Source organism: Actinopolymorpha singaporensis (assembly GCF_900104745.1).
Classification (GTDB): Bacteria; Actinomycetota; Actinomycetes; order Propionibacteriales; family Actinopolymorphaceae; genus Actinopolymorpha; species Actinopolymorpha singaporensis.
Genome location: NZ_LT629732.1, coordinates 776,197 through 793,144, shown reverse-complemented (window position 1 = coordinate 793,144; position 16,948 = coordinate 776,197). Strand labels below are relative to the sequence as shown.

16 protein-coding genes are annotated in these 16,948 nt (G+C 71.8%); 9 read left to right on the top strand and 7 right to left on the bottom strand.

Features of this window, described 5'->3' with window-relative positions; translation table 11 throughout:
• Window positions 1-4 precede the first annotated feature (4 nt).
• Both BLU27_RS03670 and BLU27_RS03665 read left to right on the top strand, forming a co-directional pair.
• Window positions 5-970 carry a transketolase family protein gene (locus tag BLU27_RS03670; RefSeq protein ID WP_197681662.1) on the top strand — a complete coding sequence of 322 codons (966 nt, stop codon included), beginning with the start codon at window positions 5-7 and terminating at the stop codon, window positions 968-970.
• Between the two features lie 213 nt (window positions 971-1,183).
• Window positions 1,184-2,425, top strand: a complete 1,242-nt coding sequence (locus tag BLU27_RS03665) for a S8 family peptidase (protein WP_092650547.1) — start codon at window positions 1,184-1,186, stop codon at window positions 2,423-2,425.
• A 217-nt stretch (window positions 2,426-2,642) separates the two neighbouring features.
• Here the strand turns inward: BLU27_RS03665 and BLU27_RS03660 are convergent, their stop codons facing one another.
• From BLU27_RS03660 to BLU27_RS03650, 3 genes are all read right to left on the bottom strand, one after another.
• On the bottom strand, window positions 2,643-4,139 hold the full coding sequence (locus BLU27_RS03660; RefSeq protein WP_092650545.1) for a sensor domain-containing diguanylate cyclase: 1,497 nt from the start codon (window positions 4,137-4,139) through the stop codon (window positions 2,643-2,645).
• A 215-nt stretch (window positions 4,140-4,354) separates the two neighbouring features.
• Complete coding sequence (locus tag BLU27_RS03655; RefSeq protein WP_172804857.1) at window positions 4,355-4,687, bottom strand: hypothetical protein; 333 nt, start codon at window positions 4,685-4,687, stop codon at window positions 4,355-4,357.
• Window positions 4,688-4,769: 82 nt separating this feature from the next.
• Window positions 4,770-5,606, bottom strand: a complete 837-nt coding sequence (locus BLU27_RS03650; protein WP_172804856.1) for a phytanoyl-CoA dioxygenase family protein — start codon at window positions 5,604-5,606, stop codon at window positions 4,770-4,772.
• Window positions 5,607-5,741: 135 nt separating this feature from the next.
• On the opposite strand from BLU27_RS03650, the gene BLU27_RS03645 reads away from it, so the two are divergent.
• Window positions 5,742-6,590, top strand: a complete 849-nt coding sequence (locus BLU27_RS03645; protein ID WP_241827767.1) for an AraC family transcriptional regulator — start codon at window positions 5,742-5,744, stop codon at window positions 6,588-6,590.
• Here the strand turns inward: BLU27_RS03645 and BLU27_RS03640 are convergent.
• Window positions 6,561-7,211, bottom strand: a complete 651-nt coding sequence (locus tag BLU27_RS03640; protein WP_092650543.1) for a hypothetical protein — start codon at window positions 7,209-7,211, stop codon at window positions 6,561-6,563. The genes BLU27_RS03645 and BLU27_RS03640 overlap by 30 nt on opposite strands.
• A gap of 118 nt (window positions 7,212-7,329) precedes the next feature.
• Between BLU27_RS03640 and BLU27_RS03635 the strand changes: the two genes are divergently transcribed.
• Entirely contained in the window at window positions 7,330-8,688 is a 1,359-nt protein-coding gene (locus BLU27_RS03635) for a class I SAM-dependent RNA methyltransferase (RefSeq protein ID WP_092650541.1), read from the top strand.
• A 97-nt stretch (window positions 8,689-8,785) separates the two neighbouring features.
• Complete coding sequence (locus BLU27_RS03630) at window positions 8,786-10,963, top strand: ABC transporter substrate-binding protein (protein WP_241827766.1); 2,178 nt, start codon at window positions 8,786-8,788, stop codon at window positions 10,961-10,963.
• Window positions 10,964-10,996: 33 nt separating this feature from the next.
• On the opposite strand, the gene BLU27_RS03625 is transcribed toward BLU27_RS03630, so the two are convergent.
• Window positions 10,997-11,293, bottom strand: a complete 297-nt coding sequence (locus BLU27_RS03625) for a hypothetical protein (protein WP_092650539.1) — start codon at window positions 11,291-11,293, stop codon at window positions 10,997-10,999.
• 385 nt (window positions 11,294-11,678) lie between these two features.
• On the opposite strand from BLU27_RS03625, the gene BLU27_RS03620 reads away from it, so the two are divergent.
• The 3 genes from BLU27_RS03620 (at window position 11,679) to BLU27_RS03610 (ending at window position 13,468) form a co-directional block, all read left to right on the top strand.
• Complete coding sequence (locus tag BLU27_RS03620; protein ID WP_092650537.1) at window positions 11,679-11,891, top strand: CsbD family protein; 213 nt, start codon at window positions 11,679-11,681, stop codon at window positions 11,889-11,891.
• Between the two features lie 255 nt (window positions 11,892-12,146).
• Complete coding sequence (locus tag BLU27_RS03615; protein ID WP_092650535.1) at window positions 12,147-12,383, top strand: DUF6458 family protein; 237 nt, start codon at window positions 12,147-12,149, stop codon at window positions 12,381-12,383.
• Between the two features lie 245 nt (window positions 12,384-12,628).
• The gene (locus BLU27_RS03610) at window positions 12,629-13,468 is read left to right on the top strand and encodes a DUF1206 domain-containing protein (RefSeq protein ID WP_092650533.1); all 840 of its coding nucleotides are present in this window, start codon (window positions 12,629-12,631) and stop codon (window positions 13,466-13,468) included.
• Window positions 13,469-13,567: 99 nt separating this feature from the next.
• Here BLU27_RS03610 and BLU27_RS03605 read toward each other — a convergent pair whose 3' ends face one another.
• A complete protein-coding gene (locus BLU27_RS03605; RefSeq protein WP_197681661.1) occupies window positions 13,568-14,524 on the bottom strand; it encodes a diacylglycerol/lipid kinase family protein in 957 nt (318 codons plus the stop codon).
• Between the two features lie 173 nt (window positions 14,525-14,697).
• The gene (locus tag BLU27_RS03600; protein ID WP_241827765.1) at window positions 14,698-15,855 is read right to left on the bottom strand and encodes a YeiH family protein; all 1,158 of its coding nucleotides are present in this window, start codon (window positions 15,853-15,855) and stop codon (window positions 14,698-14,700) included.
• 139 nt (window positions 15,856-15,994) lie between these two features.
• Between BLU27_RS03600 and BLU27_RS03595 the strand changes: the two genes are divergently transcribed.
• On the top strand, window positions 15,995-16,930 hold the full coding sequence (locus BLU27_RS03595) for a LysR substrate-binding domain-containing protein (protein WP_172804854.1): 936 nt from the start codon (window positions 15,995-15,997) through the stop codon (window positions 16,928-16,930).
• Window positions 16,931-16,948 lie beyond the last annotated feature (18 nt).

Below are 16,948 nucleotides of genomic sequence, written 5' to 3'. Positions count from 1 at the left end.
GAAGATGACCACGCACCTGGAGCACGTCGAACCGGCGGTGTCGCCGACCGACATGCGGACCGCGTTCGCCCAGACGGCCGAGCGACTGCTCGACGAGGACCCGCTCACCGCCGTCGTCCTGGCCGACATCTCCGCGGACCTGTTCACCGAGGCGGCGCGTCGGCATCCCGGCCGCACCCTCAACGTGGGGATCCGCGAGCCGTTGATGGTGAGCGTCGCCGGCGGCCTCTCGCTCTCCGGCCTGCGCCCGATCGCACACTCCTACGCGCCGTTCCTGGTCGAGCGGTCCTTCGAACAGATCAAGCTCGACCTCGGGCACCAGGACGCCCGCGCGGTCCTGGTGAGCGTCGGCGCGTCGTACGACTGGACGCAGGGCGGGCGGACGCACCAGTCGCCCGGCGACGTGGCGCTGCTGGACACCCTGCCCGGCTTCGCGGTGCACGTGCCCGGCCACCCCGACGAGGTGCCCGCGCTGCTGCGGCGCGCTGTCGCCGGCGACGGGTCGGCGTACATCCGGCTCTCCAACCGCTCCAACGCCGCCGCCCGGCCGGCCGCGGTCACCGGGGCAGGGATGATCGACGTCGTACGCCGGGGAGGAGGGGCGCTGGTCCTCGCCGTCGGCCCGATGCTCGACTCCGTTCTGGCGGCCACGGCCGGCCTCGACGTCACGGTCGGCTACGCCGCCACGGTCCGTCCGCTCGACCTGGTCGCGGTCCGCGAACTGTCCGGTCCCGGCACTCCCGGGAACGCCGCCGACGTCGTGCTGGTCGAGCCGTACCTCGCGGGCACCTCGGCGCGGCTCGTCGACGAGGCGCTGGCCGACCGTCCGCACCGAACGCTGGCCCTGGGGGTCGGGCGCACCGAGGTCCGCCGGTACGGCACGCCTGAGGAGCACGACGTCGTGCACGAACTCGACCCGGCGGGCCTGCGTCGTTCGGTCGACGGCTTCCTCGGCCGGGGCGCGAGCTGAGCGCGTCCGGGCCGGCGGCCGTCGCGTGAACGGGATGTTGCCGCACCTTCCGGACCGTGCAAACTTCCCGTGGGTCTCCCGGACAGCTATGGACAAAGCCTCCGAGATCCCGTACACATGCGGTCAGTCCGACGCAGTGCAGCGTGGAGGCGACGGAGAGTGTCCACTGGTGGCCATTCCGGCCTCCCGGGCTCGTACCCATGAGGAGGCTCCATGTTGTGGAGGTCATCGACGACGAGCCCGGGACGGCTCCTGCGCCGTCCGCTCGCCGTCCTCGCCGCCGCGCTCCTGGCCACCCTCGGCACGTCCGGCGCCGTCGGCGCCGCGAGTGTGGCGAACGCCGCCGGCCCGCGGCCGAGTCCGGCACCGTTGCTGGCGGCGCAGCAGGCGACCGCCGTCAAGGGCAGCTACATCGTGGTCCTAAGCGACTCGGCGTCGGCCGCGAAGGTGCGTTCGGTACGCGGTCAGGCAGTGAAGGCCGGCGCCCGGGTGCACCACAGCTACGCCACGGCGCTGAAGGGATTCGCGGCCACCCTGTCCGAGTCCGCGCTGGCGAAGGTCCGCGCCAACCCGGACGTGAAGTACGTCGAGGCCGACCAGCGGGTGAGCATCGACACCACCCAGTCACCGGCGACGTGGGGACTGGACCGCATCGACCAGCGCACCCTGCCGCTGAACAACAGCTACGTCTACACCGCGACCGGTTCGGGCGTCACCGCGTACATCATCGACACCGGCATCCGCTTCAGCCACCAGCAGTTCGGCGGCCGCGCGGTGAGCGGCTACGACGCGGTGGACGGCGGCAGTGCCGACGACTGCAACGGCCACGGCACGCACGTGTCGGGCACCGTGGGCAGTTCGACGTACGGCGTGGCCAAGGCGGTGCGGCTGGTCGGCGTGCGGGTGCTCGACTGCAACGGCAGCGGCACCACCTCCGGCGTGATCGCCGGCATCAACTGGGTCACCTCCAACCACGCCTCCGGCTCACCGGCGGTGGCCAACATGAGCCTCGGGGGCGGCGCCTCCACCTCGCTGGACAACGCGGTCACCAACTCCATCTCCGACGGCGTGACGTACTCCGTGGCCGCCGGCAACTCCAACGCCAACGCCTGCAGGACCTCACCCGCCAGGGTCACCGCTGCCGTCACCGTGGGCGCCACCACCTCGACCGACGCACGGGCGTCGTACTCCAACTACGGCTCCTGCCTGGACCTCTTCGCACCGGGCTCGTCGATCACCTCGACGTGGAACACCAGCGACACCGCGACCAACACCATCAGCGGTACGTCGATGGCCACGCCGCACGTGACCGGGGCAGCAGCGCTGTATCTGCAGGGCCACCCGGGTGCCTCGCCGGCGACGGTGCGCAACGCACTGGTCGGTGCGGCGACCCAGGGCGTGGTCGGAAACGCGCGTACCGGTTCGCCGAACCTCCTGCTCTACACCCGCTTCTAGGACGGGCCCGAGGGCCCCGAAACCGCGCAGGGGAACGGGGTTACGGGAGCGCCCGGGACGGTCACCTGGCCGACCTGTCCCGGGCGCTTTCGGCTGCGTGGCTACAGGCTCTCGGACTGGGCAGCGCCCTCTCCGTCGCCCGCCCGACCCGCTGGACGAGCGCGATCGTCGCGTGAAGGTCGGCGGGTGGTGAGGATCTCGCAGAACACGCAGTCGGTCACGACGAGGATGCTGTCAGGCGTCCGGGGTCGGCGGGTTCCTCGGGCTCGGGGGGCAGCCCCGGCAGCGCATGTCTTCCCGGCCGGAGGTGCCGCCCAGGCCGATACGGGTCCGCCCGTGAATCGGGTTGCCCCGGCAGTACGGAAGCGGCCACCGAGTCGGCCGGCGGCAGAACCGAGCCGGTCACGGGGTCGGCCGGCGGCAGCCCTCGGGAGACGCGATCCCGGCCGGCGGTCTTGGCCGCGTACAGCCCTCTGTCGGCGAACTCCAGCAGGTGGTCGAGTGTCGTTCCGTCCACGGGGTACACCGCGACTCCCACCGAGACGGTGAGCCGGACCCACACGGCGCCAGGGCCGCCGAGGTCGCCGGCGTCGCCAGGTTCACCGACGTCGGCGAGGTTGCCGCGTGCGCGCACCGGCAGCTGGGCGTCGGAGATCGCCGACCGCAGCCGGTGGGCCGCGCCGACGGCATGGCGTACGTCCACGTCGGGCATGCCGATGACGAACTCCTCGCCCCCGAACCGGCCGGCGACGTCGGCCGACCGGATCACGGCACGGATCCGGTCGGCGACCTCGCGCAGCACGTGGTCGCCCGCGAGGTGGCCGTGACGGTCGTTGATCAGCTTGAAGTGGTCGATGTCGGCGAGCAGGATCGCGAACGTCCCGTCCCGCCGGCGGGCCCGGTCGAGGAGTTCCTCGACCTCCTGCCGCCAGCGAGGAAAGTTCGTCAACTCGGTCTTGCCGTCGGTGGACGCCTCCGACTCCAGTTGGCCGAGCAGCAATGCACGCTGGCCGGCGAGCGTGATCGGTACGCCGAGGATGCCGGCCCACGGCGTCACCATCGACGCCGCCGCCACCAGGCATCCCAGCCCGGCCGCCACCGCGTCCACGGTGAGTTCGGCCCGGTCGCCGAACATCTCCCTCGGAGTGCTGGACGGGTCGAGTAGGTGGATGACAACCGCGCACAGAACGGCGTCGACGGCGACGAACACCACCGCGGCCGCGACCATCGCGACGATCGGCACCTGGCGCGGTGACCAGCCACCGGTCGCCAGTGCACTGTCGACGGTGACGTACGTCGAGTGCGCGAACGCCGCGGCCAGCATCACCACGGCGGTGGAGAACACCCAGCGGTGCGGGATGCACCTGCTCGCGCGTACCCGCCACCACAGTCGCAGCGCGACGACACAGACGAGCGCGGTGGCCGGCGGCAGCGCGATCGCGGCGGCGATCATCCACACCGGCTGCAGGTCCTTGTGCAGAGCACCGCCCCGGCGACGCCGCCGTTCGACCTGGCGGGCGCCCTCGACACTCACCACGCCGCAGGCGCAGAGGATCACCGCGGTCATGGCGCCGCCGAAGGAGGTGCGGTCACTCAGCAGACCGGCGGCACAGGCCAGCGCGGTGAGGTCGACCAGCAGAAGGAACACCATGGCCGGAGCGGGGAGCGCCCACAGCCCCCAGCTCCGCACGTGATGAGCGGCGCGATCTGCCATTGCGTAACCGTAGGATCTCTCTGGGTCCTTTGCCACACGGAGATACGGCGGAAATACGTCGATGTCAACACCGCTGGACGCGATGGCAGAAAGCGGTCTCCCGGGCGTTCAGGCCGCGACCGCCCGGGAGACCGCCGACAGTGGGTTCGTGCGTCGAAGAGCACTCGCGCGTACGAACACCGGCCGGTGAAGCTCGGCTGGTGAAGCTCGCAAGCTCAGCCGGCGACGTTCACCAGCCGCTCGAACAGGAACTCGTGCTTCAGGAACGACACGTCGTACTCGTGGCCCGGGTAGGGCGGGATGAGCTGGGACGCCTGGATCAGCCGCCAGCCGTCCCGCAGCGCGTCGACGCCGGTCTCGTACGGCGGCTCGTCGCCGTCGCCGGTCGTCGGCGAGGTCTGGCCGGTCCCGTCGTAGTTGGCCCAGCCGACGACGCTGCTGTCCAGCGCGGACGTGGCGAGGTACAGGACGAGAACCCGCTGCCGCAGGACCTGCTCACCGGCGCCGTCCGGTCCGGCGGAGAAGAGTTGTTCGGTCGTGGTGCTCATGGATCAGTACTCCAGGGTGAAGAGTGGACGCTGTGTGGACGCGAGGTGCGAACGCCGAACGCCGTCAGTGCCGTCAGGGCCGTCAGCGCCCGGCCGTGGCGATGACGCGCTGCGGGCGGTTGCTCACCCTGGTCGCCCAGTAGTCGAGATCGAAGGTGTCGTCGCCGGTGAGCGCCCGCCACATCTGGACGCGGTTCCAGATCTCCAGTCGGCCGGTCGCGTGCTCGTACCACGGGAAGCGGGTGCGCAGCTTCTCGCCGACCTCGGGCTTGTCGATGTCGTCGGTGTTCCACAGCCGCAGCTGGCGCACCGTCGGGTTGAACCGGATCTTGAACATGTAGCGCTCGATGTCGCTGTCGTTGCGCCGGCCGCCGTGCCAGATGCCGTGGTGGACGAAGACCACCGTGCCGGCCGGGCAGGTGAGCCGGGTCTGGCCGCGGAGGTTCTGGTAGCGGCCGGTGTCGCTCTCGTTCGTACGCCGCAGGTGGCTGCCCGGGACGCTGAGCGTTCCGCCCATCTCCAGGGTGACGTCCTGCGGGTAGTACATGAGCTGCACGTCGAACGCGTCCAGCCGTACGTCGATGATCGCGTCACCGTGCAGCGGCTGGGCCTGTCCGTCCTTCGGCTTGCGGATGTGCACGGCGTGGTGGTCGATGGTGGGGCCGGGGCCGACCAGGCTGTGGATGGCGCCCGCGATCTCGGGGACCTCGACCAGGCGGCGCGCGAACGATCCCTCGGGGAAGGAGTCCTCGATGGAGGTGCCGTACGGGACCGCCGGGATGCCGGCGCGGAAGACGTCGATCGCCTGGGCGTTCAACTCGTCGGGGACGACCGCCTCCATGATGAGGGAGCCGTGCGAGACGAAGTGCGCCATCTGCACGGAGCTGAGCAGGTGATCGCGGGCTGGTTGGAAGTTCATGTCCTCTCCGAGGGCCGGGGTGGGTGCCGGCCAGGTGAGGCGCCGGCGGACGTGCTGGTTGGCACCCATCCACGCTAGGCCGCGATCACCTTCCGATGCGTGGGCTCCAATCACTATTACTGGTAGTTTTTCACCGTGGCGGAGAACGCTGTCCCAACCCGGTCCGCGCTGGCCGACGCCGGACAGGCCGGGCCCGGGCAGGTCGCCGGGCAGGTCGGGCCGGGACAGGTCGCGGTCCGGATCGAGGACCCGCCGCTGGTGATGAGCATGGGGGTCGGCGTGCACGGCACCGTCCGCCGGCGCGACGTCTTCCGGCTGCCGGACATGTGGCAGCTCCACCTCTACCGCTACGCGGCCGACCTGGTGGTGGACGGCTCGGCGTACCCGATCCGCCCGGGCCGGGTGAGCCTGATCCCGCCCGGCGTACAGGTGCAGTACATCTACCGCGGGCGTTCGGAGCACCTGTACGCCCACCTGCGGCTGCCCACCACGGGTCCGGCGCGGGTCGTGCCCGTGATCCAGGACGCGGGTGCGGACGCACCCCAGCTGACCGAACTGCTCTCCCGGGCGGTCGCGGCCTGGCCGGACTCGCCGGCGCGGGCGACCGCACAGGTATGGGCCGCGCTGTGGGACGTGGTGCAGCTCGGTGCCGCGGCCGACGGCGGGCCGCACGCCGCGGTCGGCCGGGCACTCGCCTACATCGCCGCCAACCTGGCCAGCCCGATCACCGTCCCCGACGTCGCCCGGGCGGCCGGCGTCTCCCACAATCACCTGACCCGGTTGTTCCGCGCGGAGACCGGCGACACCGTGGTCGCGCACATCCGCAGGCGCCGGCTGGAACGCGCCCGCCACCTGCTGCGGGAGTCCACGCTGTCCATCCCGACCATCGCGGCCTCGGTCGGAATCGGCGACCTGCAGGCGTTCAACAAGGCCTGCCGCCGGGAGCTGGGCGCCTCACCGCGCGCGGTCCGCTCCGGCCACTGATCCGGTCCCCGATCGGGACCCGGAGGTGAGCTCGAGGCCGAGGCGGTGGAGTTCGAGCGAGGCGAGCCGGCGCAGGGACTCGGGGTCGCCGCGCCGCCAGGCGTCGCCCAGCGCGGGCGCGGCCGCGACCAGCGGGCGGTACCGGCGGTTGACGAGGGCGCGCAACGCCAGCGCCGAGACCCCACCGGGCGTACTGGCCAGCCGGCTGGCCGAGGTCGCCCGCACGATCCACCGGACGCGGAACGCCAGCCGGACCAGCAGCAGCCCGAACAGCACCACGCCCAGCACGACGGCGGTCCCCACGGCGAGCTGATGCACGAAGTCCTGCACAGTACGCCCGGTGTCGGCGATCGAGGAGCCGGTGCCGGCCATCGTCTCGAACGGCGTTCGCAGCGCGTCCCCCACGACCGGGGTCCCGGACACCTCCTGGCCCGCGGCGGTCATCTTGTCCTGGATGTCCGCGCCGGCCGTCTCCAGCCGCTGCCCGGGGGTGGCGTACCCGCTCATCCGGTCGTAGCCCGCGCTGATCACGCGTACGGACAGATAGATCCAGACGAGGCTGAGCACGTCCGCCAGCATCTGTGCGGCCCGGCGCCCGGGCAGGTCGGCGTAGAACTTCATCGGGCCTCCTCGGGGCGGTGCGTCCGGCACCGAGCCTAGGGGTCCGCGCGGCGGTTCAGGGCCGCCGGGAGAAGGTCGCCGGTGCGGCACGCGGGGAGGCTGACAGACTCGACCCGATATGAACGACAGTGACGAGGGCAGCCGCAGCCCAGCCCGCACCGGTGCCCGAGCCGAAGCCGGCGACGTGCATGATCTCGTCGGCACGGTCCTCGAACTCGAGATCGGCCCGGTCGCCCACGGCGGCTGGTGTGTGGCCCACCACGGGGGAAAGGTCGTGTTCGTCCGGCACACGCTGCCCGGCGAACGTGTCCGGGCCCACGTGGTGGAGGAGACCGCGCGCCTGCTGCGGGCGGACGCGATCGAGGTGCTGGCCGCGTCGCCGGACCGGGTGACGCCGCCGTGCCCGTTCGCCGGCCCGGGCCGGTGTGGCGGCTGCGACTGGCAGCACGCGACTCTGCCCGCCCAGCGCCGGCTGAAGGCCGCGGTGGTCGAGGACCAGCTTCGCCGGATCGCCGGGATCGAGCGTTCGGTCGAGGTGGAGGCGCTGCCGATCCCCGCCGGGCACGACGAAACGCCTGCGGAGGATGCCGACGACGGGCTCGGCTGGCGGACCAGGGTGCAGTTCGCGGTACGCCGGGACGGTGCCATCGGGTTCCGTCGGCACCGGTCGCACGACATCGAGCCTGTCGACGAGTGCCTGATCGCCCACCCCGAGGTGGAACGCCTCGGCATCGAGCGGCGGCGCTGGCCCGGTGCCGCGAGGGTGGAGGGCATCGCCTCGGCCGCCACCGGCGACCGGGTGGTGGCGGTGTCCGGGCGCGGTGCGAGGACGCGGGTCCGCGTACCCCGGTTGGCCGCCGCCGTGCGGGTCCTGCACGGCGATCCCCGGCCGGGTCCTGGTCTGCCGTACGTGCGCGAGGTCGCCGCCGGGCGGACGTGGCAGGTCAGCGGCGCGGGATTCTGGCAGGTCCACCCGGGCGCCGCGCAGGCGCTCGCGGACGCGGTGCTCACGGGCCTGGCACCACGTACGGACGAGTCGGTCCTCGATCTCTACTGCGGTGTCGGGCTGTTCCTCGGCGCGCTCGCCGACTCGGCCGGACCGTACGCCGCGCTGGTCGGTGTGGAGGAGAACGCGCTCGCGGTTCGCGACGCCCGGCACAACCTGCGCGATCTGCCCAACGCCCTGGTCGAGCAGGGCCGCGTCGACGAGGTGCTCGGCCGCCTCGACCAGGCCGACCTGGTGGTGCTCGACCCGCCGCGCGCCGGGGTCGGTGCCGATGTCGTACGCCAGGTGGCGGGGCTCGCCGGCCGGGCGATCGCCTACGTCTCCTGCGACCCGGCCACGCTGGCCCGCGACCTCGGCTACTTCGCCGAGCACGGCTGGGAGCTGACCGGCCTGCGGGCCTTCGACGCGTTCCCGATGACCCACCACGTGGAGTGCGTGGCGATCCTGCACCCGGCAGGGCTGCCCGGGTAGGCGCGCCGGACCACCCTCGGCCGTTCGGGTGTTCGTGTACGTTTCACCCGCCGTTCACGAACGCGCGCGCCCGGGCCGACCGCCTAGCGTCCGGGCTGTGAACCCAGACGCGAACCCCCTGAAGCGTGTTGACCGTCGTACTTTCCTGCTGGCGTCCGCGACGGCTGCCGTGGCCACCCTGTCGGCGTGCTCCACCGGCGGCGGGAACGACGAAGGTGGCGGGAGAGAGGGCGGGAAGGGCGGGACGAAGAACGCCGCGAAGGACGCCGCGAAGTCCGGCCGGGTGAGCCGAAAGGGTTCGGTGACCACGCCGCTCAAGCCACCGGCGAAGTTCGCCGAGGCGCCCGACCTGGCCGCGCAGGTGAAGGCGGGCAGCCTGCCGGCGGTCGCCGAGCGGCTGCCCGACTCGCCGTACGTCGTACCCCACCGGTGGGTGACGCCCGGCAAGTACGGCGGCAACCTGCGGATGCCGACCACCGACCCGGCCGGGGCCTCCAACAAGGAGTACATGTACGGCCATTCCCTCCTGCGCTGGCTGAACGACGGCCGCGACGTGGGCCCCGGACTCGTGCAGGAGTGGGACTCCAACGCCGACGCCTCGGAGTGGACCTTCCACTTCCGCAAGGGGCTTCGCTGGTCCGACGGCAAGCCGTGGTCGACGGCGGACATCATGTTCTGGTGGGAGGACATGGTCCTGAACAAGGACCACTCCGAGGCCCCGCCGGACGAGACCAAGGGCGCGGACGGCGAACTCGTGAAGATGTCCGCGCCCGACCCGCACACGCTGGTGCTGCGGTTCACCACACCTGCCCCGCTCACGCCGTTCCACCTCGCCCGCTGGGTGAACGGCAACGTCGGGCCGGCCTGGATGGCGCCCAAGCACTACCTCGCGGAGTACCACCCGCGCTACAACCCGAAGGTCGGCGCCGACTGGGCGGCCGCCGGCGGGAAGTTCGACCGGCTCCGTGACTACGGCACCAACCCGGACTGCCCGACGATGAACGGCTGGAAGGTGCGCTCCTACCGCGAGGGTCGCAGCGCCGTGTGGGAACGCAACCCCTACTACTGGTGTGTCGACACCGCCGGCAACCAGCTGCCGTACCTCGACACGGTGACGATCACCGCGGTCCAGGACGTCGAGGTCACCAAACTCCAACTACAGCAGGGAAAACTCGACCACGCGCACGGGCCGTTCCTGTCGCTGACCCTGGGCGACGTGTCCGGGCTGAAGCAGACGCAGGGCCGCACCGGCCTGGAAGTGCTGTTGTGGGACGGGGGTTCGGGCACGGGCTCGATCTTCTTCTTCAACTACGACTACAAGGACGACAAACTCCGGCCGCTGATCCGGGAGCCGAAGTTCCGCCAGGCGCTGTCGTACGCCTTCAACAGGGCCGATGCCCGTAAGGCGATCTACTTCAACACCGGCGAGCTCACCACCGGCACCTACAGCCCCAAGGCGATCGACCTGCAGGGCAGCGCGCGGGCCAGGCGGGCCTACGCCGGCTGGCGGGACAGCTACGTACGGCACGATCCGAAGAAGGCGAAGGCGATCCTGGACGACCTCGGCGTCGTCGACCGTGACGGCGACGGCCTGCGCGAGCTCCCGGACGGCGGAAAACTCGTCGTACGGCTGGACTATCCTGCGGGCACCTCGCCCGAACACATCCACAAGAACGCCATGCTGGAACGAGACTGGCGCGCGATCGGCATCGCGGTGAAGCAGAACCCCGTCGCGCCCGACGCGTTCTCGATCCGGTGGCAGGCCGGTGAACTGATGACCACCACGGCCTGGGAGAACGGCGGCGGTATCCACGAGATCCTGGTCGAGCCGCAGGTGCTCATACCCCTTGCAGGCTTCGCGGACTGGTGGGCACCGCTGCACGCCAACTACCACGCGATCCGCAACACGCCCGAGGCGGCGAAGGTGAAGAACACCGACCCGTACGAGCGGAAGCCGCCGAGCGTGGAACCGGAGAAGGGTGGACCGATCGCGCGGCTGTGGGAGCTGCACGACCGGGCGAAGGTCGAGCCGGACGCCCTTCGCCGCTACCGGCTGGTGTGGGAGATGGTGAAGATCCACGTGACCGACGGCCCGTTCTTCATCGGGCCGGTGGCCAACACCCCGGTGCCGATCCTTGCGCACAAGGACCTGCGCAACGTGCCGCGACGGGAGAACCTCGCGCTGAACGGCTTCGCCGGGCCGTGGAGCCATCCCACGCCCGCGGTGTACGACCCGGAGACGTGGCACTGGACCAACCCCGACCGGCACACCTGACGTGGGCGGGCGTCCAGGGGCTGCGCAGGCTGGTCAGTGGGTCGGCCGAGCCGGACCGCGAAGGTAGGAGGGGCGTAGCAGGAGCGCGCCGGTGGCGTACAACGTGATCGCAGCACCCACGCCGGGGAGCAGCGTCCACAGGGCGGCGTTGCCGGACAACGGTGCCGCGATCGCGGTGGCGACCGCGATCGCGCACAACGCCAGCCCGGTGGCGTCGTAGAGCGGTACGGCGAACAGCCTGCATACCGGGAAGAAGTGAATGCCGACACCGAGGCAGACCACCGGCGCGATGACCTCGGGACGGCCGGTGCGGCCGAGAACGGCGGACACCGACGACGCGCCCGCAGGTCTGAATCGCGGGCGGTACGGCGGTGGACAGTCCCCAGGCCGTCCAGACGAGCGCGAAGAACGCCATCAGGGCGGTGCACACGGCGCGCCCGCGTATCTCCGCTCGGGTCAACCCGGCGGCCGGGGCTCCGGTCTCGGACGAGGTGGCGGCTCGTGGCTCGGTCATGGTTTCCCCGAAGTGTGGTTTCGCGACACCTTAGGCGGGTCCAGGTGTCAAGTCCGCGTTGCGGGCCGCCCAGGGTTGTTCGGAATTTCACAAAGTCGGCGTGACCGGTTGCCAAGGAGGCGATCTTGGGTATCTGCTGTGAGTGAGGCCGCGCGGTCGGCACCATCCGATGGCCGCGCCACAGGAAGGGAGACTTCCGTAATGGCTGCAGGCGACAAGATGAAGCACAAGGCAGAGGGCGCCAAGGGCAAGGCCAAGGTGAAGGCCGGCGAAGCCACTGGCGATGACCAGCTGCGTGACGAGGGCCGCGCCGACCAGGCGCAGGCGGGCGTCAAGCGCGCCGGCGACAAGGTTGGTGACGCCGCGGAGGACGTGAAGGACTCCGCGAAGAAGGCGTTCGACAAGGACAAGTGACGCCGCACAGTCGGATCGCGTCTCTACGTAACCTGACGGGTGTCCCGCGCCGTCGGCGTGGGACACCCGTTCTCATGTGGGGTGCCCGGGGGAATCCCCGGCGGGATCCCGGTCGGTTCCCGGTTCGGCCGGCCGCTCACCACGCCGGGATGGCGACCGGTCGCGCCGACTTCTGAATTGGCCTATGGTTTGCCGACGGTATTCCAATCGGGGGGACAACCAGATCCAGTTATTCCCAGCCACGAGGTGGTACGTATGGGTATCGGTGCGAGCATTCTTCTCATCGCGGTGGGTGCCATTCTGGCGTTCGCGGTCAACTTCAGCATTTCCGGACTCGACATCTCCGTCATCGGGTGGATCCTGATGGTCGTCGGCGTGATCGGCCTGATCATGACCGCGCTGATCTGGGGCCCGCGCCGTCGGCGTGCCGCGGCTCCGGCCACTCGGGTCGAGGAGCGCCGGGTGTACGACGACGGGCCGCCCGCCGTCTGACCCCTCGCCTCATCTTTCGGGACGAGGCCCAGGAGGCCGGCGTCCCCGGAAGCCCGTGCCCGGGCAGGTCTCTGCCCGGGCACTCGCTTCTGTCCGGGCACAGCCGCGGCCCAGGGGAGGTGCCCTGGCAGCCTGTTGCCCGGAAGACCTGAGCCCGGAAGACCTGTGCCCGGAAGACCTGTGCCCGGAAGACCTGAGCCCGGACGACATGCTCATGGACAAGAGGACAAGGGGTGGGAGCGCGGATGAACGCGCAGGTACGAAGCGGTGAGAACGCGGGCCGGCAGGCCCAGCAGGCCGCTGACAGCAAACCGGTCAGGTTGCTCGGCCGGGTCGGACTCGCCGCGTACGGACTCGTCAATCTCCTGTTCGCCTACCTCGCGGCCAAGGTCGCGTTCAGCGGTGGCGGTGGCGGCAACGCCAGCAAACAGGGAGCGCTGCAGACGCTGGCGAGTCAACCGGGCGGTGGCCTCCTGCTGTGGGTGATCACCATCGGCCTGGTCGCGCTGGCGGTGTGGCAGCTCGCCGAGGCCGGGGTCGGATACGGATACACCACGTCCGACAAGCGCCGGACGGCCCGGCGGCTCGGCAGTGCCGGGAAGGCGATCGCGTTCGGCGCGCTGGCGTTCAGTGCGGGCAGGATCGCCGCCGGTGGCAGCGCGGGCTCCGGGGGCACGCAGAAGACGTTCACCGCGAAGGTCCTCGAACTCCCCGGCGGGCAGCTCCTGGTCGGCCTGGTCGGGCTCGGCATCATCGCGGGTGCGGGTTACCTCGCCTACCACGGCTGGAAGAAGAAGTTCCTGGAGGACCTCGACCTCATGCGGGCGAGCCTGGGCACCCGCAAGACTGTGATCCGGCTCGGGCAGGCAGGGTTCGTCGCCGTCGGTGTCGCGTACGCCCTGGTCGGCGTGCTGGTTCTCGCCGCGGCGGTGACGTACGACGCGAAGAAGTCCGCCGGCCTCGACGGCGCGCTGCAGACGCTGGCGAAGCAGCCCTACGGCCCGGTGCTGCTCGGGCTGATCGCGCTCGGCGTCGCGTCCTACGGGATCTACTGCTTCTTCGACGCCCGCTTCCGCAGGGGCTGAGCTTCACCGCGCAAGCCGACAGCCGCCGACGGGCGGGTCACGTCCACACCAGGTGGAGTGACCCGCCCGTCGACGTGTCCGCCCTCGAGCGCTTCGTGGTCAGCCGACTCGTCGGTCGCCCGCCGCCGCGGCCGCGCCGGGGTCGGCCGGCGGGCCGCTCGGGAGGTACATCCGCCAGGCGCCGGGTACGACCCGCCACGAGCAGTGCCGCCGCGGCCCGGTCACCTCACCGTCGGCGTTGATGAAGAACTCCTCGCCGGACACCACGACCTCACGCCCTCGAAGCGACACGACGTCGTCGCGTCCGGTGTGCCGGCCGCGGGTCAGGTGCAGCGCGTATCCCAGCCGGGCCATCCGGCCCACCGAGTGCGACACCACGACGTCGATCTGTCCGTCGTGGGGGACTGCTTCCGGCGAGAGCCGGGCGGTGCCGCCGGCGATGCTCGGCGCATTCGCCAACCCCACCATGAGAGTCTTCCGCCGGGGCCGGGCGACCGTGCGCCCGTCCACCACCACGGTGAGCCGCCATCCCTTCGTACGCAGGCCGGCGAGGACGGCGCCCAGGGGGAACGCCAACGGGCCGAGGCGCGGCTTCAGCGGCGTCGCCGCCTGGGCGGCCTCGGCGCCGGCACCGACATGTACGGCGTTGACGACCGCGCCGCCGTTGTCGTCGGCGATCAGGTCCATCGTCCGCAGCGAACCGGAGCGGACGATCTCGGCCGCCTCCGCCGGGTCGAGCGGTAGGTCCAGCCCACGGGCGAGATCGTTGCCGGTGCCCAGCGGGATCAGGCCGACCGGGCAGTCGGCGAGCTCACCCCGGGCGTACAGCGCGGAGACCGTGGTGTGCAGGGAGCCGTCGCCACCGATGACGACGACGGGCCGGCCGGCGCGCGCGTCGAGACAATCCTGCAGGTGGTCGCGGCTCTCGCAGTAGACCAGTTCGGCCGGGGCGGCGGCGCGGAGCACCTCCAGCGCCCGTTCGATCGCCTCGGGCTCGGTGCTGCCGGCTTCCTTGTTGGCGATCACCAGCATGTGCGACTCGACTCTCGTGCGCACCGGGCATGCCCGGCCGCGAGTTGGGGGGTGGGTCCTGCGGGGGACACCCTAGGCTTTCGGCCACGCCGAAGCACGACGGCACCGCCGTGCGCATCCAGCATGATCGTCTCGGTGCACCGCTGTCGATGCCTTCCGGCGGGCCGGTCACGGAGTGGCCGGTCACGTTCGAACGGTCACCACTGGTTGGTCGCGGCCTGCAGGACCAGGCCCGTGCCGGCGACGCACACCCACAGCAGTGCACCGAGGAGCAGCGGCCGGGGGCCGGTCGTACGCAGCTCACCCAACCGGGTGCTCAGGCCGACGGCCGCGAGGGCCGCCGTCACGAGGAACGCCGCGACCTGGCCGAGCGGCCGGTGGACGGCGGCGGGCACCAGCCCAAGGCTGTTCGCCAGGGCGGCGACGACGAACAGCACGACGAAGCCTGGCACCACCTTCCGCAGGCGGGGAACGGCTCGCGGGCCAGGAGGGGTGGCCGTCCCGTCCTCCGACGGGGAACCCCCTGCCGCGAACCGGGCGGCCCGGGAGGCCCGGGCCTGAGCGAACGCGAGGCCGAGCGTGAGCGGGACGATCGCGAGCGTGCGGGTCAGTTTCACCACGACGGCGTGGGTTCCGGCGGCCGCGCCGAAGGCGTACCCCACCGCCACGACCGAGGAAGTGTCGTTGACCGCGCTGCCGGCCCACAGGCCGAAGCCCGCCGGGGACAGGTCGAGCAGATGGCCGAGGAGGGGGAAGACCACCACCGCGGCGATGTTGAACGCGAAGATCGTGGCGACGGCGTACGCGATCTCGGCCTCGGTGACCGCGACGACCCCCGCCGTGGCGGCGATCGCCGACGCGCCGCAGATCGCGGTGCCGGCACCGACGAGCGTGCGCAAGCCGCCGTTGACACCGAGGGCCCGACCAAGCAGGGGGGTCGCCACGAGTGCGACGCCGAGGGTTCCCGCCAGCACCGGCAGCGATGCCAGGCCGGTGTCGGCGATCTGCCGCAGGGACAGGCTCGTGCCGAGCACGACCACCGCGGCCTGCAGACACCACCGTCCGGGGAGCGCCAGCCGCGGGCGCAGCCGGGCCACCGGAGGGCAGGTACCGGCAAGAAGTACGCCGAGTGCCAGCGCGACCACCGGCGCGCCGACCACCGGGACGTGTCCACCGAGCACGGTGGCCGCAAGAGCCGTCGCCAGGATGGCCAGGATGGCCAGGATCGTCGGGGTCGCCGGCACAGACCTTCCGGCGGGCACCTTCGGTGCCTTCGCCGGTGGTGCCGGCGAGTTCTCCGTCCCGGCGGGTGCGTGGGACGCCGGTGCCGAGGGGTTCCGCACGTCCGTGGCCACCTTGCTCCTTTCGGGGTCTTTCGGCGTACTGCCGCACCATCCACGATGCGGGTTGCCCGCGTTCGGCGGTAGGCGTCGTTTGCCGGGCAGGTGATAAGGCCGCCTTATAGCCTGGTGGCGGACCGCCTATGCTCGCGGTGTGCTCGAACTCCCCGAGGTCGCGACGCTGCACCTGCTGGTCACGGTGGCGGAGACCGGCAGCCTGCGGCAGGCGGCCGGGTTGCACGGCATCAGCCAGCCCGCGGTGAGTCAGCGTCTGCGTGGACTCGAACGCCGGCTGGGACTGCGGTTGCTGGAGCGCTCCACGGTCGGCTCGACGCTCACCCCGGCGGGTGCGGCGGTCGTCGACTGGGCCCGGCCGGTCCTCGAGGCGTCCCGCGAACTCGCTCTCGGTGTGGCCGCCCTGCGGGCGGAGCAGGCCGGTCAGCTGCGGTTGGCCGCGTCGATGACCGTCGCGGAGTACCTCGTACCCGGCTGGCTGGCCCGGCTGCACGCCGCCGAGCCGGACCTGGACGTCGCGCTGCGGGTCGGCAACTCCGAGCAGGTCGCAGCCATGGTTCGCGACCGGCGCGCCGACCTCGGGTTCGTCGAGGGAACGTCGGTGCCGACCGGCCTGCGGTCACGCACGGTCGGCGCGGACGAACTGCTGGTCGTGGTGGCCCCTGGTCATCGGTGGTCCCGGCGTGCTGCCGGGGTGCGCCCGGACGAGCTGGCTGCGGCCCGGCTGGTGCTGCGGGAGGAAGGGTCGGGTACGCGGGACGTGTTCGTCCGCCGGCTCGCCGCGGCCGGGCACCGCGTTCACGCCGGTCTGGAGCTCGGCTCCACCACCGCGATCAAGGCGGCGGTGATGGCCGGGGAGGGGCCGGGCGTGCTCAGCGCGCTCGCTGTGGGGGCGGAACTCGCGGACGGACGCCTGGTCGCGGTGACCGTACGCGACCTGCGGTTCGAGCGGCGGTTCCGCGCGGTGTGGTTGCCCGGCCGCGACCCGAGCGGGCCGGCCGCGCGGCTCCTGGCCACCGCGACGAGATCGCCGGGCCGGCGGCCCCGGAGGGCGCCGACCCGGCGAGGGGCGTGACGGACAGGCGGCTCGGAG